This window comes from Bradyrhizobium sp. DOA1, from assembly GCF_001593325.1.
GTDB lineage: Bacteria > Pseudomonadota > Alphaproteobacteria > Rhizobiales > Xanthobacteraceae > Bradyrhizobium.
Window position 1 is genome coordinate 6,919,932 of record NZ_JXJM01000001.1, and the last position, 19,678, is coordinate 6,939,609.

Below are 19,678 nucleotides of genomic sequence, written 5' to 3' on the forward strand. Positions count from 1 at the left end.
GCGCTGGAGGCGCCGGGCTCGGAGCTGCTCGGCAAGGATGCCGGCGTGCTCGCGGGCCTGCCGGCCAACGGCATCAAGCTCTCAGCCGATCTCTGGGCGATGTCGAAGGAGGCCGACGGCATCCTCGACTTCACCGTGCCCGCGGCGACCATCGCCAATGTCGCGATCGCCGCCGAGCGCGGCATCGTGCATGTCGTCGGCACGACCGGGCTGTCGGGCTCCGACAATGCCGTGATCAAGAGCGTCACCAACCGCGCCATCGTGGTGCAATCCGGCAATATGAGCCTCGGCGTCAATCTGCTGGCCGCCGTGGTCAAGCGCGTTGCCAAGGCGCTCGACCCGACTTTCGACATCGAGATCGTCGAGACCCATCACCGCATGAAAGTCGACGCACCCTCCGGCACGGCGCTGATGCTCGGCCAGGCGGCGGCCGCCGGCCGCGGCGTCACCCTCGATGACCATTCCGAGCGTGGTCGTGACGGCATCACCGGCGCGCGTCGGCCGGGCCACATCGGCTTTGCCTCCTTGCGCGGCGGCACGGTGGCCGGCGATCACAGCGTCACCTTCCTCGGGCCGTTCGAGCGCCTGACGCTATCGCATCAGGCCGAGGACCGCATGCTGTTCGCCCATGGCGCGCTGAAGGCGGCGCTGTGGGCGCATGGCAAGAAGCCGGGACACTACTCCATGGCCGACGTGCTCGGCCTGTCTGACATCTGAACCAGAGCATGATCCGGAAAAGTGTGAAGCGGTTTTCCGATCAGATCATGCTCAAACGACAACGGTAACGGAAAGCAGTTGATGAGCGAACGTCTTCTCGTGCTCGTGCGCCACGGCCAGAGCGAATGGAATCTGAAGAACCTGTTCACGGGCTGGAAGGACCCTGACCTCACCGAACTCGGCGTCAAGGAAGCCACCGAAGCTGGCCGCAAATTGAAGGCGCAGGGACTTGAGTTCGACGTCGCCTACACCTCGGTGCTGACGCGCGCGCAGCATACGCTCGACCTCATCCTCGGCGAGCTCGGCCAGGAGGGCCTGCCGACCTCGAAGGACCTCGCGCTGAACGAGCGCGACTATGGCGATCTCTCCGGTCTCAACAAGGATGACGCCCGCAAGAAATGGGGCGAGGACCAGGTGCTGATCTGGCGCCGCTCCTACGACGTGCCGCCGCCCGGCGGCGAAAGCCTGAAGGACACGCTCGCGCGCGCGCTGCCGTACTACGTGCAGGAAATCCTGCCCGGCGTGCTCAACGGCAAGCGCACCCTGGTTGCCGCCCACGGCAACTCGCTGCGCGCACTGATCATGGTGCTGGAAAAGCTCTCGCCCGAAGGCATCCTGAAGCGCGAGCTCGCGACCGGCGTGCCGATCATCTACCGCTTGAATGCGGATTCGACGGTGGCCTCGAAGCTGGATCTGGCGGGCTAGGCTTTCGCCAAGAGCACGTTGCCGTAGGGTGGGCAAAGCGTAGCGTGCCCACGCGCCGTCAGCGACTTGAGAGAGATGGTGGGCACGGTGCTATGCGCCTTTGCCCACCCTACGCCAGTGTGCTCGTTGCACACTTACTGCAATCCCAGCCGCCCGGCTTCCCAGCCCAGCATCGCCTGCTTGCGGGTGATGCCCCAGTGATAGCCCGTGAGCGTGCCGCTCTTGCCGAGTGCGCGGTGGCAGGGGACGACGAACGAGACCGGGTTCTTGCCGACCGCGGCTCCAACGGCGCGCGAGGCCTTCGGGCTGTTGATGTTGCAGGCGATGTCGGAATAGGACACCGCGCGGCCCATCGGAATCCTCAGCAGCGTCTCCCACACCCGCACCTCGAAATCGGTGCCGATCAGGACCACCCGCAGCGGCTGGTCTGGCCGCCATAGTTTCGAATCGAAGATGCGCGCTGCGAGCGGTGCGGTGCCTTCGTGATCCTCGACATAGGTCGCGTTCGGCCAGCGCCGTGTCATGTCGGCGAGCGCAATCTTCTCCTCGCCATGATCGGCGAAGGCCAGGCCTGACAATCCACGGTCGGTGGCGATGACGATCGCGGTGCCGAACGGCGAGGGATGGAAGCCGTAGCGCAGCGTCAAACCGGCGCCGCCGTTCTTCCATTCGCCCGGCGACATCGCCTCGTGGGTGACGAAGAGATCGTGCAGGCGGCCGGGACCCGACAGGCCGGAGTCGAGGGCTGCATCGAGGATGCTGGCGGAATCCCGCAGCAGCCCCTTGGCGTGGTCCAGAGTGAGCGCCTGCATGAACGCCTTCGGCGTGATCGAGGCCCAGCGGCGGAACAGTTGGTGCAGCTCATCCGGCGTGACGCCGGCCGCATCCGCCATCGCCTCGATGGTCGGCTGCGCGCGCCAGTTCTCCGAGATGAACGCGATCGCCCGGCGCACGGAATCATAGTCGCGCAGTGCGGCGTTCTGGGGGCCCGGCTTGGCCAGGCGCTGGTCATGTATCGCGAGTGTCATCATGACCGGAAATGTAGGCGCGGCCGGGGAGCGAAACCACCCGATTTCCGACCCGCCGATCAGCTCACCGGATTGTAGGTCGGGCCGCGCCTGGCGGCGTTCAGGGCCTCAACCAAGCCTTTGTAAAAGCTTGCTTTTTCTTCCGGGCCGAGGAAGCGGGCGATCTGGATCTGGTGGCCGCGCGAGATCAGATAGAGATGCTCGATGCCAAAGTCCTCGTCGACCTCCATGTCGAGCCGGACCCAGAGCGGGTTGAACGTCCATTCGGCGACCTGGCCGCGATGGCTGACGCGGCGTACGCGCAATTCGCAAGGGGTCACCACGATCTCCTCACGGGCCCGCGCGGCGCGGAAATTGGCCTTGAAGGCCCACCAGATCACGAGAACGTCGAGGCCGAAGAAGAAGAGCACCGGCCACGCCCCCATCATCAGGAAGGCCAGGCCCGTGACGAAGCTGACGACGCTGACGAACAGCATCACGGCGAGGAAGCCGGTGCGGTTCAGCGAGCGATGCGGCGTCAGCAGCGCGGAGAAGATCCGCACGTCGCGCGGGTCTTCAGAAGCGCTGCGCTCAATTTCGTTGCCTGTGCTCATCGTCCCTCAGTATATCCCGATCATGGCGAAAATCACCCGCAAGCCGGCGCCGCGCAAAGCGGCCGTGCCGAAGAAAAAGGCAAAAGCGGTCGTCGCGAAGCCGAATGCCCCGGCCAAAAAATCGCTCAAAGCGACAAGGCCCTGGACCCCCGCCGAGGTCCACGAGGCCTTCAGCCGATTCCGCAAGGCCAATCCGGAACCGAAGGGCGAGCTCGAGCACGTCAATCCGTTCACGCTGCTGGTTGCCGTGGTGCTGTCGGCGCAGGCGACCGATGCCGGCGTCAACAAGGCGACGCGCGCGTTGTTCGAGGTCGCCGACACGCCTCAGAAGATGCTCGATCTCGGCGAGGATCGCCTGCGTGAGTACATCAAGACCATCGGGCTCTATCGCACCAAGGCGAAGAACGTGATAGCACTATCTGCCAAGGTGCTGAATGATTTCGGCGGCGAGGTGCCGCGCACGCGCGCCGAGATCGAATCGCTGCCCGGCGCCGGCCGCAAGACGGCGAATGTCGTGCTCAACATGGCCTTCGGCGAGCACACGATGGCCGTCGACACGCACGTCTTTCGTGTCGGCAACCGCACTGGACTTGCGCCGGGCAAGACACCGCTCGAAGTCGAGCTCGGTCTCGAAAAGGTGATCCCGGCCGAGTTCATGCTGCACGCTCATCATTGGTTGATCCTGCACGGCCGCTATACTTGCCTCGCGCGCAAGCCGCGCTGCGAGGTCTGCCTGATCAACGATCTCTGCCGGTGGCCGGAGAAGACCGTGTGAGATCGCGGCGAGTCCGCTTTGGGGTCATGTCGTGAGTCAACAAGAACAAGTTCCGTCCTCGCCTCCCACCGCAGCGCCTGCCCCGCCGCCCAGGCCCACCCAGCGCCCGGCCCCTTCGCTCTGGAGCCGGCTCGCGATCCCGCTGTTCGCGGTGATCGTTGCGCTCGGCTTCGTCGCGCTGGCGACGCTGCGCTTCGACGAGTGGGTCGGCAATGCAGTGGTGCAGACCACCAATGACGCCTATGTCCGTGCCGAGCTGACGCGGCTGTCGAGCCGCGTCTCGGGTGAGGTGCTCAAGGTAGGCGTCACCGACTTCCAGCGCGTCAAGGCCGGCGATCTCCTGATCCAGATCGACCCCGCCGATTACGAGGCGCAGGTCGCGCAGGCCGAGGCGTCAGTGGCTGCCGCGCAAGCCGCGCTCGACAATCTCGCCAACCAGATCGAGCTGCAATATGCGACGATCGCGCAGGCCCAGGCCGCGCGGCTCTCGGCCGAAGCCATGGAAGTCGAGGCGAGGCAGGAGCAGGAACGTCAACAGTCGTTGTCGCAGACCGAATCCGGCACGCGGCAGCGGCTCGAGCAGGCGGTTGCCGCCTACGCCAAGGCGCAGGCCGACGTGCGCGCCAGCCGCGCCGTGATCGCCGCCCAACAGCACCAGCTAGAAGTCCTGCAAGGCAACAGGAAGCAGCGCGCCGCCGATGTCGAGGCGGCCAAGGCAACGCTGGCGAGCGCGAAGCTGAAGCTTGGATATACCAAGATAACAGCGCCGTTCGACGGCGTCGTCGGCGAACGACAGGTGCAGCCGGGCGACTATGTCAATATCGGCAGCAATCTCATCAACGTGGTGCCGCTGCCGAAAGTGTATGTGATCGCGAACTACAAGGAGACGCAGCTCACGCATGTGCGGCCGGGCCAGCCGGTCGAGATCACCGTTGACAGTTTCCCGCGCGAGACGCTGCGCGGCCGGGTCGAGCGCATCGCGCCGGCGACCGGCGCGCAGGTGGCGCTGCTGCCGCCGGACAATGCGACCGGCAACTTCACCAAGGTGGTGCAGCGCATTCCCGTGCGGATCCAGTTCGATGATGGCCAGCCGCTGCTGGCGCGGCTGGTGCCGGGCATGTCGGTCGTCACCCGCATCGATACGAAGGCCGCGAATGGCGGAAAATGACGACGCTGGCCGCGAGGAGCCGCTCTCGCGTGGCGGCATCACGCCACGGCCGCTCTTCGCCGTGGCGGCGGTGCTGCTCGGCTCGTTTCTCGCCAATTTCGACAGCCGCCTGACCACGGTCGGCCTGCCGGACCTGCGCGGCGCGTTCTCACTCTCCTTCGACGAGGGCGCCTGGCTCTCCACCGCCGGCATCGGCTCGCAGATCTTCATCGCGCCCGCCGTGGCCTGGCTTGCCACCGTGTTCGGCCTGCGCCGCGTGCTCGGCATCCCCAGCCTCGTTTATGCCGCCGTCTCGTTCATCATCCCGTTCGTGTCCGACTATACGACGCTGCTCTCACTCAGCGTCGTGCATGGCCTCCTGCTCGGCACCTTCGTGCCCGCGACCTTGATGATCGTGTTCCGCAATCTGCCGATCCGCTGGTGGCTGCCGGCCATCTCGATCTATGCGATCCGTGTCGGCTTCGCTCTGGACAGCTCGACCTCGCTGGTCGGCTTCTATGTCGATCATGTCGGCTGGCAATGGCTGTACTGGCAGGGCGTGGTGATCGCGCCGCTGATGGGCCTGATGGTCTATTTGGGCACGCCGAACGAGCCGGTGAACCGCGCGCTGCTGCGTGAGGCCGATTGGGGCGGCATGCTGCTGCTCGGCGCCTCCGTCGCGATGGTCTATGCCGGGCTCGATCAGGGCAACCGGCTGGACTGGCTCGGCTCCGGCACGGTGATGGCGCTGCTCGCCAGCGGCGCGGCGCTGTTCGTGGCCTTCCTCGTCAACGAATCCCTGGTCAGGCAGCCATGGGCACATGTCAGCGTGCTGTTCTCGCGCAACATCGGCTTGGGGCTGGTGCTGATCCTGCTCTACACACTGACCAGCCTGTCCAACGCCTCGCTGGTGCCGAACTTCCTCGGCACCATCGGCTTGCTGAGACCGGAGCAGAGCGGCATGCTGCTGCTCACCTATGGCGCGCTGCCGATGTTCGTGCTGGTGCCGATCTCGATCTGGCTGCTCAGGCACTTCGATACGCGCACGGTGCTGGTGGTGGGATTTGCCTCATTCGCCGCGGCCAATCTCTGGGGCACGCAGCTCACCCACGCCTGGGCGCGCGAGGATTTCATCGGCATCGTGCTGCTGCAGTCGATCGGGCAGTCGCTGACCTTGCTGCCGCTGATCATCACGCTGCTGTCCAACTCCGATCCGAGCCGCGCCACGTCCTTTGCCGCCTATATCCAGATCATGCGGCTCGGCGGCGCCGAGATCGGCGTCGCGCTGATGGGAACGTGGCTGCGCGTGCGCGAGCAGGTCCATTCCTTCTATCTCGGTCAGAACCTGAACGTCGGCGACGCCGATGTGATGCAGCGGCTGAAACAGCTCGCGGACCATTTCGCGGCCCATGGCACAGGATCGGCGCAGGCGCGCGCGGTCGGCACGCTCGCGGGCGTCGTCCAGCGCGAGGCCAATGTGCTCGCCTATATCGACGGTTTCTGGCTGTGCTTTTGGCTCGCGATGGCCGCGCTCGGTGTTCTCGCGCTCGTCACCCGCGCCCCGACGGGCCCGTTCACGCCGGCCCCGTTCGGCTTCGCCCGCATGCTCCTGCGCAAATGCGGGGTGACGGCGGCGTAAGCACCGTCACCTCATCTGTCGCGCTGGCTCGATCAGCTCGGGCCGCGGGCCGGACAGGCGCTTGTGCATGTGCACCATGAAGGCCATCGCAAAGATCGGCGTCGCCAGGTTGACGATCGGGATCGAGACGAAGGCCGCAATGAACAGGCCGGCCGTGAAGATCGTTGCGGCGTTGTCGCGCCGCATCGCCTTGGCTTCCGCCGGTGGGCGAAAGCGCATCGCGGCGAGCTCGAAATATTCGCGGCCTAGCAGCCAGGCCGCGGCGATGAAGAAGATCAGGAAACCGGCGCCGGCGAACAGCACCAGCGGCAGCGCGATCAGATAGATCAGGATCGTCAGCAGCGCGGTCTTGACGCCCTCGAAGATCGCCTGGCTGAACGGCAGCGCCACGCCGGGCCGCTCGGCGGGATAATGCTCGCGCTCGACGATGTCGGCGACATCATCAACGAACAGGCTCGCCACCAGCGAGGTGATCGCGGGCATCAGGAAGACGCCGCCGAACACCACGCCGAGGCCCGCCGCGATCGAAACGATCCAGGAGAGGACTTCGATCGACGAATGCCAGCCCGGTCCGAGCAGGCCCTCCAGCCAGACCCCACCGGAGGTCGCAAACCAGCTGAGCAGCCGCTGCAGGCCGATCGCCAGTACGATGATCAGCACCAGCGCCAGCCCGATCGACCGCCACAGGATCGAGCGCATCGGCGGCGAGATCATTTGCGACAGCGCCTTGATGGCGGCATCCAGCATGGGGGTTCCCTTTCAGATCAACACTTCGCGAGAGGTAAAGATGCACAGCGGTTTCGGCAAGGGAGGGTAGTTTGCCGAGAACGTAGCGTGATCTGGCCTACCCTGGGGCAGGGCATCGCACATTGAGGCGATTTCGCCGGTGGCCATCCTTCGAGACGCCCGCCGTTGGCGGGCCCTCAGGATGAGGACTGCGTGCGCGGGTCCACTTTCAGCGCGCACCGATGGTTCTGAGCCTCATCCTGAGGAGACCGCGAAGCGGTCGTCTCGAAGGACGAGGCGTGCGCCCATGTCGCGCAATATGCCATATGCGATCTCCCTACGTTGAGGGAGAGGTAAGATTCATCTATCCGTGCCTGTGCCCGTGCTTGCGTCCCTTCGCCGGTTTTCCGTCCCCCGTCGGGATCATCACCACGCGGCCGTAGCGCACGCCGCGTTCGGCGATGATGTGGTCGGCGAAATGCTTGACCTCTGAGGCATCGCCGCGCAGGGCCGTCATCTCCATGCAATTGTTGTCGTCGAGATGGACATGCAGAGTCGCCAGTGCGAGGTCGTGATGGCCGTGGAATTCCTGCACCAGGCGTTTCGACAGATCCCGGGCGGCGTGATCGTAGACATAGACGAGGCCGGCGACGCATTGGCCGGTCTGCGCAGTGTCTTCCGTACTTTGCTGCAGGCCGGCGCGCGCGAGATCTCGAATGATCTCGGAGCGGTTTTGATAGCCGCGGGCCTCGGCTGCGGCGTCAATCTCCGCCAGGAGGTCGTCCTCGATCGTGATCGTAATCCGCTGCATCAGGTCCTCTCCGCCGGTCGTCGCATGAGCCTGTTTTACACGGATTTTGAGATGCTCATAGCCGCGTTGCACGCAGCCGCAGGGCGTTCCCGACCACGCTCACAGAGGACAGCGCCATTGCCGCCGCGGCGATGATCGGGGAGAGCAGCAGGCCGAACGCCGGATATAGGATGCCGGCCGCGATCGGAATGCCGGCGGCGTTGTAGATGAAGGCGAAGAACAGGTTCTGGCGGATGTTGCTCATGGTCGCCTGCGACAGCTTTCGCGCTCGCACGATGCCGGTGAGGTCGCCCTTGAGCAGGGTCACGCCGGCGCTCTCCATCGCCACGTCCGTGCCGGTGCCCATGGCGATGCCGACCTCGGCCGCCGCCAGCGCGGGTGCGTCGTTGACACCGTCGCCGGCCATCGCGACGCTGCGGCCGGCCTTCTGCAACTTGGTCACCACCGCGCTCTTCTGATCCGGCAGCACCTCGGCCTCGACCTCGGCGATGCCAAGCCGGCGTGCCACGGCCTCTGCCGTCGTGCGGTTGTCGCCGGTCAGCATGATGACCTTGATGCCTTCGGCCGCGAGCGCCTGCAGCGCCTCCGGCGTCGAGGCCTTGACCGGATCGGCGATCGCGAACAGTCCGGCAAGCGCGCCGTCGACGGCCATGTTGATGACAGTCGCGCCGTCGCCGCGCAGGCGCTCGGCCTCGGTGTCGAGCGCCCTGGTGTCGATGCCGATCGACGTCAGATATTTGGCATTGCCGAGCACGATGGTCTTGCCCTCGACCTTTCCGGTCGCGCCCTTGCCGGTCGGCGAATCGAACTGCTCGACCTGAGCGGGCGTGAGCTGCCTCTCCTTCGCTGCGCGCACGATGGCATCGGCCAGGGGATGCTCGCTGGCGCGCTCGACGCTCGCGGCCATGCGCAGGATGTCGTCTTCCGTGAAGCCGGCGGCCGGGGCGATCGAGACCACCTTGGGCTTGCCCTCGGTCAGCGTGCCCGTCTTGTCGACCACCAGCGTGTCGATCTTCTCCATGCGCTCCAGTGCCTCGGCGTTCTTGATCAGCACGCCGGCTTGCGCACCGCGGCCGACGCCGACCATGATCGACATGGGGGTGGCGAGACCCAGCGCGCAGGGGCAAGCGATGATCAGCACGCTCACCGCAGCGACCAGACCGAAGGCCAGCCGCGGCTCCGGCCCGAACCAGGCCCAGGCGGCAAAGGCGGCGATGGCGACGACGATCACGGCGGGCACGAACCAGCCGGCGACCTGATCTGCCAGTCGCTGGATCGGCGCACGGGAGCGCTGCGCGTCCGCGACCATCTGCACGATCTGCGCCAGCAGCGTCTCACGACCGACCTTGTCGGCACGCATGATGAAGCTGCCGGACTGATTCAGCGTGCCGGCGATGACTTTTGCACCGCTCTCCTTCGTAACAGGCATGGATTCGCCGGTGACCAGAGATTCATCGAGCGAGGAGCGGCCCTCCAGGATGGTGCCGTCGACCGGCACCTTCTCGCCGGGACGGACGCGCAAGGAATCGCCGGCATGAAGCGTATCGATCTCGACCTCATGCTCGCTGCCATCGGCATCGACGCGGCGCGCGGTCTTCGGCGCGAGCTGCAGCAGCGCCTTGATCGCGCCCGAGGTCGCGTCGCGTGCGCGCAGCTCCAGCACCTGGCCGAGCAGCACCAGCACGGTAATGACGGCGGCCGCCTCGAAATAGACCGCGACCGCGCCGCCATGGCCGCGGAAATTGTCCGGGAATATCTGCGGCGCGATGGTGCCGAGGACGCTATAGACATAGGCCACCCCCGTACCCATTGCGATCAGCGTGAACATGTTCAGGTTGCGCGTCAGCAATGATTGCCAGCCGCGCACGAAGAACGGCCAGCCGGCCCACAGCACCACGGGCGTCGCGAACGCGAACTGGATCCAGTTCGACAATGTAGGGTCGATCCAATTGTGGGGACCTGCGAGATGGCCGCCCATCTCCAGCACCACGGCCGGCAACGCCAGCGCGCCGCCGATCCAGAACCGCCGCGTCATGTCCGCGAGCTCCGGATTAGGCCCGGTCTCCAGGCTCGCCACTTCCGGCTCCAGCGCCATGCCGCAGATCGGGCAGCTGCCCGGCCCGACCTGGCGGATCTCGGGGTGCATTGGACAGGTGTAGATCGTGCCCGCGGGCATCTCGGGCGCGAGCGCCTTTTTCCTTGGCGAGATATTTTGCGGGGTCAGCGGCGAACTTGGTGCGGCATCCCGCCGAGCAGAAGTGGAAGGTCTCGCCGTGATGTGTGAGGTGATGCTTCGACGTCGCAGGATCGACCGTCATGCCGCAGACGGGATCCTTCACCTTGGTTTCAGCATCATCATGGTCATGCGCGTGATGATGGGCGCGTCCGGAATGATCGCCGTGTCCGCCGCAGCACGAGGAGGTTGCGGGCTTGGCCGCTGGGGACGCTGCCGTCGCGGAACAGCCGCATCCGGAATGCGTTTCCGCCCCGTGGTGATGCCCGTGTTCATTGTTGTTCATTTGCGATGCTCCGGCCCTTCCACTTGGTCTTGCAACCAATACCCGGTAGGGGTATATAGACCCCATGCGCAAGGACATCAAGGCATCAGTCGGAAAACGTCTCAGCCGGATCGAGGGTCAGGTTCGCGGCCTCTCGAAAATGGTAGAGGAAGACCGCTACTGCATCGACATCGTCACGCAGATCTCGGCGGTGCGCGCCGCACTGCGCCGGGTCGAGGAGGAGGTCCTGAAGGACCACGTCGCTCATTGCGTCGAGCACGCGATCGCCAGCGGCGACAAGGCCGATCAACGCGAGAAGATCGCGGAGCTGATGGCGGTGATCGGGCGGGCGGAAAGGTAACGCTCTCTCCGCCGTCATTGCGAGGAGCGTAGCGACGAGGCAATCCAGAGTTTGACCTCGGCAAGATTCTGGAATGCTTCGCTTGCAATGACAGCTGTGCTTATGCCGCGATCTCGCGAATATCTCCGCGGCGGCGTGCCCGATACGCCGCGAGCTCGCTGAGCAGCATAAAATGCTCGGAGGCGGCGGCGCTGGCCGGCGCGCGCTTGGCGCTCACTTCTTCAGCCGGAATCGCAGCCGACGCCTCCTCGTCAATCGCTTCAGGAACAAGCGGCGGCGCACGGAGCGTTTCTGGAAACACACTGAAAGTGCCCGCTACCTCCTCGAGCGGCTTTTGCTTGTCGGCCCAGTGCAAGGCTGTGTAGTCGAAGCCGTTCACGATGGTGGGTTTGACGACTTCGAAATAGGGCGAGATGTCGAAGTCGCGGGGCATGTAGAGCGAGGAATCGCGGATGTGCAGGATCTCGCGGCGGGCGGCCCGGCTGCCGGCCTTGGTGATCTTCGGCAGGATTGGATAGCGCACGGCGTCGAACGCCTGCGCGATCAAGGCGGAGCAGATGATCTTGGTCGGGTCGCCCGAACCGAGCGCGATCATGCGCCGCCGCCAGCGCTGCGGTATCGGCAGCGGGAACAGGTAGCGCATGAGATCGACGATGTTCTTGGTGTCGTAGCCGAAGCCGATGCGGTTGATCGCATAGCGGCACACCGTGGTGCGGTCCTCGTACGACAGCCCGACCGGGCGGCAGAGGCGGGTGTGATAGGGGAAGTATTTCGACAGCGGTGCAGAGGTGACGCCCTCGCCGATATTGGCCTCGATCAGCACATGCGGCTCGCCGTCCGGCTCTTCCGCGCCCTCGATCGGGCCGACATAGAGCGCCGCATGCGACCATGTCGACTGCGTCAGATATTTGATGATGCCGGAGATGCGGTTGTTGCCTTCGACCAGCAGCACGTCGCCGGCCTCGACGACGCCGCGCAGGTGCTCCGGGTCGCTCGGAGTGAACGGCTCGTAGCCCGGCACCTCCTTCGAGAGGTACGCGGCAATCAGCTTGCCGACTGAGTCCAGGACCGTCCCCATCACACACTCCCCCCACGGCCTTTTCCGGCCGTCTTTTTCCCTTCTCTATCATGGTCGAAACGTGTTGCAATTCGGTTCATCACTCTGTGAGATCAAGCACGATTGATTCACCATGACGGTTGCTGCGCAACATCGGATACGGCAAGGTTCGCGGGCTGTTCCCGTTCGTCGCAAGTCCCCGGAAACCATGACATGACAATCACGCGCCGCAGCTTCCTTTCGGCGTCGGCGGCTCTTGCCGCGATGCCGGTCCTGCGCGCAACCGCCGCCCCCCTCCCGCGCGAGGCCGACATCGTCGTGATCGGCGCGGGGGCGGCGGGCATTGCCGCGGCGCGGCGCATCATGGCCGCGAACCGCAAGGTCGTGGTGGTGGAAGCCGCAGGCGAGATCGGCGGGCGCTGCATCACGGACAGCAGGACCTTCGACGTGCCGTTCGACCGCGGTGCACGCTGGATGCACAATCCCGAGACCAATCCGATGATCCGCCTGGCGCGGAGCGCGGGTCTCGACGTGCTGCCGGCGCCCTCGGGCCAGAAGATGCGCATCGGCCGCCGCAACGCGCGCGCTGGCGAGACCGAGGAATTCCTGGCCGCTTTGGTCCGGGCCAACCGCGCCATCGACGAGGCCGCGCGCGGCAAGCTGGATACGTCCTGCGCCTCCGTGCTGCCGAAGGATCTCGGCGACTGGGCCGGCGCGGCCGAATTCATGCTGGGCGCTGGCTTTGCCGGCAAGGATCTGAAGGAGCTGTCGGCGATCGACAAGGCCCGCGCGCAGGACCGCACCGGCGCGATCGCCTGCCGCCAGGGTCTGGGGACCCTGATCGCAAAACTCGGCGAGCAGGCGCCGGTGGCGCTGGCGACGCCAGCGAGCCGGATCGTCTGGAGCAATCGCGACGTGGCGGTAGAGACGCTCAGCGGCAAGATCGTCGCCCGCGCCGCCATCGTCACGGTCTCGACCAACGTGTTGATGTCGGGCGCAATCAAGTTTGCGCCAGACATCCCCAAGCGCACGCTGGATGCGGCCTCGAAGCTCAGCCTCGGCAGCTACGATCACATCGTGCTGCAGCTGCCGCGCAATCCGCTCGGGCTTGCGCGCGACGACATTCTCATCGAGCAGAGCAATTCGACGCGCACCGCGCTGATGTACGCCAATATCGGCGGCTCCTCGCTGTGCTCCATCGATGTCGGCGGCTCGTTCGGCCGCGATCTCTCCGAGCAGGGCGAGAAGGCGATGGCGGCCTTCGCCAAGGAGTGGATCACGAAGCTGTTCGGCAGCGAGGCTGCGGCCGCCGTGCAGAAAACCAGCGCGACGCGCTGGAATGCCTCACCCTATGTGATGGGCGCAATGTCGGCATCCTCGCCCGGCGGCCAGCTCTCGCGAAAAATTCTGGCGGAGCCGATCGGCAACATGTTCCTCGCCGGCGAAGCCACGCACGAGACGCTCTGGGGCACCGTTGACGGGGCCTGGGAAAGCGGCGAACGCGCCGCGGACGCCGCGCTCCGCAAGATCGGCGCGCTCAGAGACGATCCGGCGGACGTGCCGACGCAGTCAACGAAGAAGCGGCGGGCGCCGCGGCAGTAGGATAGAAGCAACCTATCCGCAACAAACTCCGCTGTCGTCCCGGACAAGCGCGCCTCAAGGCGCGCGCCGATCCGGGACCCATAACCAAAGGGAGAGGTTTGGCGAAGATTCGGAGTTATCAATCCGCGCTACGAGCACTGACTGGGTTAGTGGGTTCTGGCTTTCCGCCAGGACGACATTGGGAAGCTAGCGCAACACCCCGTCCAGCACCGGCAGTCCGGTGATCACAGCTATCGCGATCAGCGCATAACAAATACGACGAAACACTGTCTCGCTGGCGCGGCCGAACAGGGAGGCGCCGAAGGCGACGCCGAGCGCATAGACCGGACCGACGATCAGTGATAGCACGAGCGACTCCCGGGAGATCAGGCCCGTGGTGGCGTAGCTGACCATCGAGAAGAAATCCGACGCGCCGAAGAACAGCACGATGTTGGCGCGCGCGACGATCGGCGCGATCGGGCGGCCGAGCCAATAGCCGACGATCGGCGGGCCGCCGGTCTGCGCCAGGCCGCTGCAAAAGCCCGAGAGGCCGCCGATGCCGACCGAGAGCCAGGCGTGGTCCTTGCCGCGATATCGCCAGCCCGACAGCAGCAGAAGCAGCAGCGCCGCGACGAAGCAGGAGATGATCCAGCGCGTGGTGACGGGTTCGAGCACGCTGAGGAAATAGGTGCCGACGGGCACGCCGATCAGGGCGCCCAGCACGATCACGGCGGTGGCTTTGCGGTCCGCCTTGCGCCACGCATCGGGCAACAGCGGCGCGGCCGCGACGAAATCGATCACGAGCAGCAGGGCGGCAACCAGCCGCGGCGCCGCGATGCTGCTCGCAAGCGGCATGAAGATGAGCGCCGAGCCGAAGCCGGAGAAGCCGCGCGCGGTGCCCGAAACGAAAGCGACGGCGCAGAGCGCCATCGCAATGGTGAGGCTGACGTCCTTCGGGAGAAAGTCGGTGAGACTCATGCTCCGTTCTTCGGCATCATGCTCGCAAGACGCCGCCCGTCTTCTTCGTGACCTCGGCCACGATCTTGGTGCCGACAGCCTCGATCTCCTGGTCCGTCAGCGTCTTCTCGCGGGGCTGGAGCGTCACCGCGATCGCGATCGACTTCTTGCCGTCATCGATGCCCTTGCCCTCGTAGACGTCGAAGACGTTGACGCCGGTGATCAGCTTCTTGTCGACGCCCTGCGCGGCGCGTACGATGTCGCCCGCCTTCACCGTGCGGTCGACGATGAAGGCAAAGTCGCGCGAGACGGGCTGGAATGCCGAGAGCTCGATCAGGGGCTTGGCGCGGGTCGGCTTCTTCTTGGCCTCGGGAATGCGATCGAGGATCACCTCAAATACCATCAGCGGGCCGTCGGCGCCGAGCGCTTCCAGCGCACGCGGGTGCATCTCGCCGAAATGGCCGAGCACGTTTTGCGGGCCGATCTGGATCGTGCCGGAGCGCCCCGGATGCAGCCAGCCGGGTCCGCCGGCGACGATCTGCAGCGCCTGCATCGGCGCACCGGCGGCAGCCAGCACTGCTAGTGCGTCGGCCTTGACATCGAACACGTCGGCCTGCGCCGAGCCGGACCAGTGCCGTCCCAGACCTTCAGAGGAGGAAAGGCCGCGGCGTACGCCGCTTGCCGCCATGAACTGATCCTGCGGGCGGTCGCCCTTGAACAATTGGCCGACCTCGAACAGCACGACATCGCCAAAGCCGCGATCGGCATTGGCCTGCGCCGCGGCGATCAGGCCGGCCAACAGGGTCGGGCGCATGTCCGACAGGTCCGAGGCGATCGGATTGGCCACTTCCAGCTCGCGCTGCCCGCCGCCGAACAATTGGGCCGCAGGCTTTGCGATGAACGACCACGTCACGGCCTCGACCATGCCGCGGCTTGCGAGCGCCCGCCGCGCGCGGCGGGTGCGGAGCTGGAGCGGGGTCAGCACCGGCTTGCGCGCGTCCTCGCCGCGTTCGAACGGCGTCATCGGCACCTTGTCGACACCGAAGATGCGCACGATCTCCTCGACGATGTCGGCCTTGCCGTGCACGTCGGAGCGCCAGGACGGCACCGCCACCTTCACGACTGGGCCGGGGCCTGCCATCATGAAGCCGAGATGGCTCAGGATGCGCTTCATCTCGATTTGCGGCACCTCGATGCCGGACAGGCGCTTGACCTCGGTGACCGGGAATTCGATCAGGCGGTCGTCGCCGAAGGTCTTGCCGACCACGAATGTCTCGGACGGCGCGCCACCGCACATCTCCATCACCAGCCTGGTCGCGAGCTCCAGGCCCGGCACCATGAAGGCCGGATCGACGCCGCGCTCGAAGCGGTAGCGGGCGTCCGAATTGATGCCGAGCTTGCGGCCGGTCTGCGCGATGTTGATTTCGTTCCACAACGCCGATTCGATCAGCACGTCGGTGGTATCATCGTCGCAGCCCGAGGCCTCGCCGCCCATGATGCCGGCGAGCGATTCGACGCCGTGCTCGTCGGCGATCACGCAGATCGAGGGATCGAGATTGTAGGTACGGCCGTCGAGCGCCAGCAGGCTCTCGCCTTCACGCGCGCGACGCACGACGAGATTGCCCGTCACCTTCTTGGCATCGAACACGTGCAGCGGTCGCGCGCGATCGAAGGTCATGAAGTTGGTGATGTCGACCAGCGCGTTGATCGGGCGCAGCCCGATCGCAGTCAGCCGCTTCTGCAGCCATTCCGGCGACGGCTTGTTCTTGACGCCGCGCACAAGGCGGAGCGCGAAGCCCGGGCACAGCGTGGAATCGTCGACCGTAACCTTCACCGGGCAGGGGAATTCGCCCTTGATCGGCTTGATCGTGGGATCCCTGAACTTGCCCATGTCGGCCGCGGCAAGGTCGCGCGCGATGCCGTGCACGCCAGTGCAGTCCTGCCGGTTCGGTGTCAGATTGATCTCGACCACGGGATCGCCGAGCGCGGCCCATTCGGCATAGCCGGTGCCGATCGGGGCGTCCGCCGGCAATTCCATGATGCCGTCGTGGTCGTTGGAGATCTGCAGCTCCGCCGCCGAGCAGAGCATGCCGCGGCTCTCGACGCCGCGAATGGTGCCGACACCGAGCGTGATGTCCTTGCCGGGAATGTAGGTGCCCGGCGGCGAGAAGACGCTGACGAGGCCGGCGCGCGCATTCGGCGCGCCGCACACGACCTGCACCGGCGCGCCACCGTCGCCGGTGTCGACCATGCAGACCCGCAGGCGATCGGCGTTGGGATGCTGCTCGGCCGAGATCACCTTCGCGATGGTGAAAGGCTTGAGCGCCTTCGCCTTGTCCTCGATGTTCTCGACCTCGAGCCCGATCATGGTGAGCTTCTCGGCGAGCTTTTCCAGCGCCTCGTCGGTGTCGAGATGATCCTTCAGCCAGGAGAGGGTGAATTTCACGAGCTCAGCCCTCCGGCAAGCGTTGGCACTTCGAGCGGCTTGAAGCCGTAATGGGACAGCCAGCGGACGTCGCTGTCGAACAGCTGGCGCAGATCGGCGATGCCGTATTTCAGCATGGCGATGCGGTCGATGCCCATGCCCCAGGCAAAGCCCTGATACTCGTCGGGATCGATGCCGCAGGCGCGCAGCACGTTCGGGTGCACCATGCCGCAGCCGAGAATCTCCAGCCAGTCCTCGCCCTCGCCGAAACGGATCTCGCCCTTGTCGCGGCGACACTGGATGTCGACTTCCAGCGACGGCTCGGTGAACGGGAAGAACGACGGGCGGAAGCGCATGTTGATGTGGTCGACCTCGAAGAACGCCTTGCAGAACTCGTGCAGGATCCATTTGAGGTGGCCGAGATGAGAGGTCTTGTCGATGACGAGGCCTTCGACCTGGTGGAATTGCGGCGTGTGGGTCGCATCCGAATCGATGCGGTAGGTGCGGCCCGGGCAGATCACGCGGATCGGCGGCTTCTGGCTCAGCATGGTGCGCACCTGCACCGGCGAGGTGTGGGTTCGCAGCAGCATGCGCGAGCCGTCCTCCTTCGGATGGAAGAAGAACGTGTCGTGCATCTCGCGCGCCGGATGGCCTTCCGGGAAGTTCAGCTTGGTGAAATTGTAATCGTCGGTCTCGATATCGGGGCCTTCGGCGACCGAGAAACCCATGTCGGCGAAGATGGTGGTCAGCTCGTCCCAGACCTGGCTCAGCGGGTGGATGCGGCCGGCCTCCGCCGCGGCATCGCGCAGCGGCAGGGTGACGTCGACGGTTTCGGCGGCGAGCCGCGCATCGAGTGCGGCCGACTTCAGCACGTCGCGCCTTGCTGCGATTGCCCCGGTGACCTCGTCCTTGGCCTGGTTGATCGCGGCGCCTTGCGTCTTGCGCTCGTCCGGCGACATCTTGCCGAGCGTGGCGAGCAAGGCTGAGATCGAGCCCTTCTTGCCGAGCGTTGCGACGCGCACGGCCTCGAGCGCGGCCTCGTCGGTGGCCGCGGCGATGTCGGCGATGATCTGGGCTTGAAGCTGGGCAAGATCGGTCATGGCAATCCCTTTTGGCCAGGATGCTGAGCCGATGATCCTAGCCCGTCACGCCCGGCCCAAAAGCGCGAAGCGCGTCTTCGCGTTGATTCGCCGGGCATCCACGTCGGAGAAGTGTATGCGCGAGAGATGACGGCCGGGGCGATGAAAGCGCGACACGCGCCCTCTGCCCGGGCCATCACAAGCTGAACGCTGCGCGGAGCGCAGTGAGACGGCTTACGCCGCCAGCGCGGCCTTGGCCTTCTCGGCGATCGCCTGGAACGACGCAGGCTCGTTGATCGCGAGATCCGACAGCACCTTGCGGTCCACGGTGATGCCCGACTTGGCCATGCCGTCGATAAACTTGCTGTAGGTCAGGCCGAACGGACGGACGGCAGCGTTGATGCGCTGGATCCAGAGCGCGCGGAAGGTGCGCTTCTTACGCTTGCGGTCACGGAAGGCATATTGCATCGCCTTCTCGACGGCCGGCTTGGCGGCGCGGATGGTGTTCTTGCGGCGGCCATAGAAGCCCTTGGCGGCCTTGTAGACTTTCTTGTGCTTGGCGTGGGCGGTCACACCGCGTTTGACGCGAGACATGACAAAAATCCTTCAGGGATGACTTCGGTTGTCGGATCGCCGCGCGATGCGCGGCACGGTTGGCAGTGATCGTGGACGCGATCAGGCGTTCGGCAAGAAGTACTTCTTGACGTTGTCGCCGTCGGTCTTGAACAGCACGCGGGTGCCGCGGAGCTGACGGATCTGCTTCTTCGTCCGCTTGATCATGCCGTGACGCTTGCCACGCTGGGCGTGCATCACTTTGCCGGTGGCAGTCACCTTGAAGCGCTTTTTAGCGCCCGATTTGGTCTTCAGCTTGGGCATTTGGCTCTCCTATGGCCACAACAGAAATCCGCCCGTGAGGGCGGCTGGCCGTCTAAAATGCTCGTCAGAGCGTTGATTGTGCTCAGGTTTTGCGAACAAGCGCGAAACCCGCACGAGACACCGCCACGGCAGCCCTTAATCAGCCGGGCGATGAAGGCTGGGCTTATGACAGAGGACGGGGCGATTGGCAACGATGAACCGCCGGAACCTGCCCGCCGACTATTGGAAGTTGCCACCCCAATGTCCACGCCTTCATGTCCGGAGCAGGACCCAATGCGCTATTTCCCGCGATCTATTTCCGCTTTCGCCCGCCCGCGCCGCCTGGCGCTGCTCGCCGTGCTGGCCGCCGCCATGGTGCCCTCGGCCGCCGATGCCCGCGCCGCCGGTTATGACGGCATCTGGAACGTCACCTTTGCCACCACGCGCGGCAATTGCAGCTCCGGCTACAGCGTTCCCTTTACCGTCACAGGCACTCGGGTCTCCTCGGCCGGCGGTGGCCGGGTCTCGGGCAAGGTCAACCGGTCCGGCGCCGTCGCCGTCCAGGTCTCGGTCGGCGCCTCCCATGCAACCGGAGGCGGCCGGCTCGCCGGCGTGAACGGCGCAGGCTCGTGGAAGGGCATCATTTCCGGCGACCCATGCAGCGGCACCTGGCAAGCGACGCGGACCTGACACGCAAACGGCCCGCCGGAGATCCGGACGGGCC

Annotated in this window: 18 protein-coding genes and 1 pseudogene; 8 read left to right on the top strand and 11 right to left on the bottom strand. The window is 65.7% G+C overall.

The annotated features are described in order from the left end of the window. Both dapB and SE91_RS32070 read left to right on the top strand, forming a co-directional pair. A partial coding sequence (dapB, locus tag SE91_RS32065; protein ID WP_063921330.1) for a 4-hydroxy-tetrahydrodipicolinate reductase occupies positions 1-717 on the top strand: 717 nt, incomplete at its 5' end. A gap of 81 nt (positions 718-798) precedes the next feature. Then, on the top strand, positions 799-1,422 hold the full coding sequence (locus SE91_RS32070) for a 2,3-bisphosphoglycerate-dependent phosphoglycerate mutase (protein ID WP_061850504.1): 624 nt from the start codon (positions 799-801) through the stop codon (positions 1,420-1,422). Between the two features lie 134 nt (positions 1,423-1,556). Here SE91_RS32070 and SE91_RS32075 read toward each other — a convergent pair whose 3' ends face one another. Both SE91_RS32075 and SE91_RS32080 read right to left on the bottom strand, forming a co-directional pair. Beyond that, the gene (locus SE91_RS32075; RefSeq protein WP_061850505.1) at positions 1,557-2,453 is read right to left on the bottom strand and encodes a methylated-DNA--[protein]-cysteine S-methyltransferase; all 897 of its coding nucleotides are present in this window, start codon (positions 2,451-2,453) and stop codon (positions 1,557-1,559) included. Between the two features lie 56 nt (positions 2,454-2,509). Beyond that, positions 2,510-3,043, bottom strand: a complete 534-nt coding sequence (locus SE91_RS32080; RefSeq protein ID WP_061850506.1) for a DUF2244 domain-containing protein — start codon at positions 3,041-3,043, stop codon at positions 2,510-2,512. Positions 3,044-3,065: 22 nt separating this feature from the next. Here SE91_RS32080 and nth point away from each other — a divergent pair, with 22 nt between their 5' ends. From nth to SE91_RS32095, 3 genes are read left to right on the top strand one after another with little or no spacing between them, the layout of a single operon-like run. Next, entirely contained in the window at positions 3,066-3,818 is a 753-nt protein-coding gene (gene nth / locus SE91_RS32085; protein ID WP_061850507.1) for an endonuclease III, read from the top strand. Between the two features lie 31 nt (positions 3,819-3,849). Beyond that, entirely contained in the window at positions 3,850-4,986 is a 1,137-nt protein-coding gene (locus SE91_RS32090; RefSeq protein WP_061850508.1) for an HlyD family secretion protein, read from the top strand. Next, complete coding sequence (locus SE91_RS32095) at positions 4,973-6,604, top strand: MFS transporter (RefSeq protein ID WP_061850509.1); 1,632 nt, start codon at positions 4,973-4,975, stop codon at positions 6,602-6,604. The genes SE91_RS32090 and SE91_RS32095 overlap by 14 nt, the downstream gene beginning before the upstream one ends. A 6-nt stretch (positions 6,605-6,610) precedes the next feature. On the opposite strand, the gene SE91_RS32100 is transcribed toward SE91_RS32095, so the two are convergent. The 3 genes and pseudogenes from SE91_RS32100 to SE91_RS32110 all read right to left on the bottom strand — a co-directional run bounded on the left by SE91_RS32100 (position 6,611) and on the right by SE91_RS32110 (position 10,660). Further along, positions 6,611-7,351 (bottom strand): sulfate transporter family protein, encoded by a 741-nt coding sequence (locus tag SE91_RS32100; RefSeq protein WP_061850510.1) that lies wholly within the window; start codon positions 7,349-7,351, stop codon positions 6,611-6,613. Between the two features lie 343 nt (positions 7,352-7,694). After that, positions 7,695-8,141: a nickel-responsive transcriptional regulator NikR gene (gene nikR, locus SE91_RS32105; protein ID WP_061851432.1), complete on the bottom strand. Its 447-nt coding sequence runs from the start codon at positions 8,139-8,141 to the stop codon at positions 7,695-7,697. 55 nt (positions 8,142-8,196) lie between these two features. After that, positions 8,197-10,660, bottom strand: a pseudogene (locus SE91_RS32110) (heavy metal translocating P-type ATPase). A 64-nt stretch (positions 10,661-10,724) separates the two neighbouring features. Here SE91_RS32110 and SE91_RS32115 point away from each other — a divergent pair. Further along, positions 10,725-11,000 carry a metal-sensitive transcriptional regulator gene (locus SE91_RS32115; protein WP_061850511.1) on the top strand — a complete coding sequence of 92 codons (276 nt, stop codon included), beginning with the start codon at positions 10,725-10,727 and terminating at the stop codon, positions 10,998-11,000. A gap of 100 nt (positions 11,001-11,100) precedes the next feature. Here SE91_RS32115 and SE91_RS32120 read toward each other — a convergent pair whose 3' ends face one another. After that, on the bottom strand, positions 11,101-12,078 hold the full coding sequence (locus SE91_RS32120) for a YiiX/YebB-like N1pC/P60 family cysteine hydrolase (RefSeq protein WP_061850512.1): 978 nt from the start codon (positions 12,076-12,078) through the stop codon (positions 11,101-11,103). 192 nt (positions 12,079-12,270) lie between these two features. Between SE91_RS32120 and SE91_RS32125 the strand changes: the two genes are divergently transcribed. Continuing rightward, positions 12,271-13,659 (top strand): flavin monoamine oxidase family protein, encoded by a 1,389-nt coding sequence (locus SE91_RS32125; RefSeq protein WP_061850513.1) that lies wholly within the window; start codon positions 12,271-12,273, stop codon positions 13,657-13,659. Between the two features lie 186 nt (positions 13,660-13,845). Here SE91_RS32125 and SE91_RS32130 read toward each other — a convergent pair whose 3' ends face one another. From SE91_RS32130 to rpmI, 5 genes are all read right to left on the bottom strand, one after another. Continuing rightward, positions 13,846-14,616, bottom strand: coding sequence for a sulfite exporter TauE/SafE family protein (locus SE91_RS32130; protein WP_061850514.1), 771 nt, complete (start codon positions 14,614-14,616; stop codon positions 13,846-13,848). 16 nt (positions 14,617-14,632) lie between these two features. Continuing rightward, on the bottom strand, positions 14,633-17,041 hold the full coding sequence (gene pheT, locus SE91_RS32135; RefSeq protein WP_061850515.1) for a phenylalanine--tRNA ligase subunit beta: 2,409 nt from the start codon (positions 17,039-17,041) through the stop codon (positions 14,633-14,635). Next, on the bottom strand, positions 17,038-18,120 hold the full coding sequence (gene pheS, locus SE91_RS32140) for a phenylalanine--tRNA ligase subunit alpha (protein WP_061850516.1): 1,083 nt from the start codon (positions 18,118-18,120) through the stop codon (positions 17,038-17,040). Before pheS ends, pheT begins: the two co-directional genes overlap by 4 nt. A 213-nt stretch (positions 18,121-18,333) precedes the next feature. Continuing rightward, complete coding sequence (gene rplT / locus SE91_RS32145) at positions 18,334-18,693, bottom strand: 50S ribosomal protein L20 (protein WP_008539880.1); 360 nt, start codon at positions 18,691-18,693, stop codon at positions 18,334-18,336. Positions 18,694-18,774: 81 nt separating this feature from the next. Beyond that, positions 18,775-18,975, bottom strand: a complete 201-nt coding sequence (gene rpmI, locus SE91_RS32150) for a 50S ribosomal protein L35 (RefSeq protein WP_008539890.1) — start codon at positions 18,973-18,975, stop codon at positions 18,775-18,777. A gap of 273 nt (positions 18,976-19,248) precedes the next feature. On the opposite strand from rpmI, the gene SE91_RS32155 reads away from it, so the two are divergent. Further along, positions 19,249-19,644 carry a hypothetical protein gene (locus tag SE91_RS32155; protein ID WP_061850517.1) on the top strand — a complete coding sequence of 132 codons (396 nt, stop codon included), beginning with the start codon at positions 19,249-19,251 and terminating at the stop codon, positions 19,642-19,644. The last annotated feature ends 34 nt before the right edge of the window (positions 19,645-19,678 follow it).

Coding starts and splice junctions, on each gene's coding strand:
- rpmI (WP_008539890.1), bottom strand. CDS start 18,975: ATGCCCAAGCTGAAGACCAAATCGGGCGCTAAAAAGCGCTTCAAGGTG.
- pheS (WP_061850516.1), bottom strand. CDS start 18,120: ATGACCGATCTTGCCCAGCTTCAAGCCCAGATCATCGCCGACATCGCC.
- SE91_RS32100 (WP_061850510.1), bottom strand. CDS start 7,351: ATGCTGGATGCCGCCATCAAGGCGCTGTCGCAAATGATCTCGCCGCCG.
- rplT (WP_008539880.1), bottom strand. CDS start 18,693: ATGTCTCGCGTCAAACGCGGTGTGACCGCCCACGCCAAGCACAAGAAA.
- SE91_RS32155 (WP_061850517.1), top strand. CDS start 19,249: ATGCGCTATTTCCCGCGATCTATTTCCGCTTTCGCCCGCCCGCGCCGC.
- SE91_RS32125 (WP_061850513.1), top strand. CDS start 12,271: ATGACAATCACGCGCCGCAGCTTCCTTTCGGCGTCGGCGGCTCTTGCC.
- SE91_RS32095 (WP_061850509.1), top strand. CDS start 4,973: ATGGCGGAAAATGACGACGCTGGCCGCGAGGAGCCGCTCTCGCGTGGC.
- SE91_RS32130 (WP_061850514.1), bottom strand. CDS start 14,616: ATGAGTCTCACCGACTTTCTCCCGAAGGACGTCAGCCTCACCATTGCG.
- SE91_RS32080 (WP_061850506.1), bottom strand. CDS start 3,043: ATGAGCACAGGCAACGAAATTGAGCGCAGCGCTTCTGAAGACCCGCGC.
- nikR (WP_061851432.1), bottom strand. CDS start 8,141: ATGCAGCGGATTACGATCACGATCGAGGACGACCTCCTGGCGGAGATT.
- SE91_RS32075 (WP_061850505.1), bottom strand. CDS start 2,453: ATGATGACACTCGCGATACATGACCAGCGCCTGGCCAAGCCGGGCCCC.
- SE91_RS32070 (WP_061850504.1), top strand. CDS start 799: ATGAGCGAACGTCTTCTCGTGCTCGTGCGCCACGGCCAGAGCGAATGG.
- SE91_RS32115 (WP_061850511.1), top strand. CDS start 10,725: ATGCGCAAGGACATCAAGGCATCAGTCGGAAAACGTCTCAGCCGGATC.
- nth (WP_061850507.1), top strand. CDS start 3,066: ATGGCGAAAATCACCCGCAAGCCGGCGCCGCGCAAAGCGGCCGTGCCG.
- SE91_RS32120 (WP_061850512.1), bottom strand. CDS start 12,078: ATGGGGACGGTCCTGGACTCAGTCGGCAAGCTGATTGCCGCGTACCTC.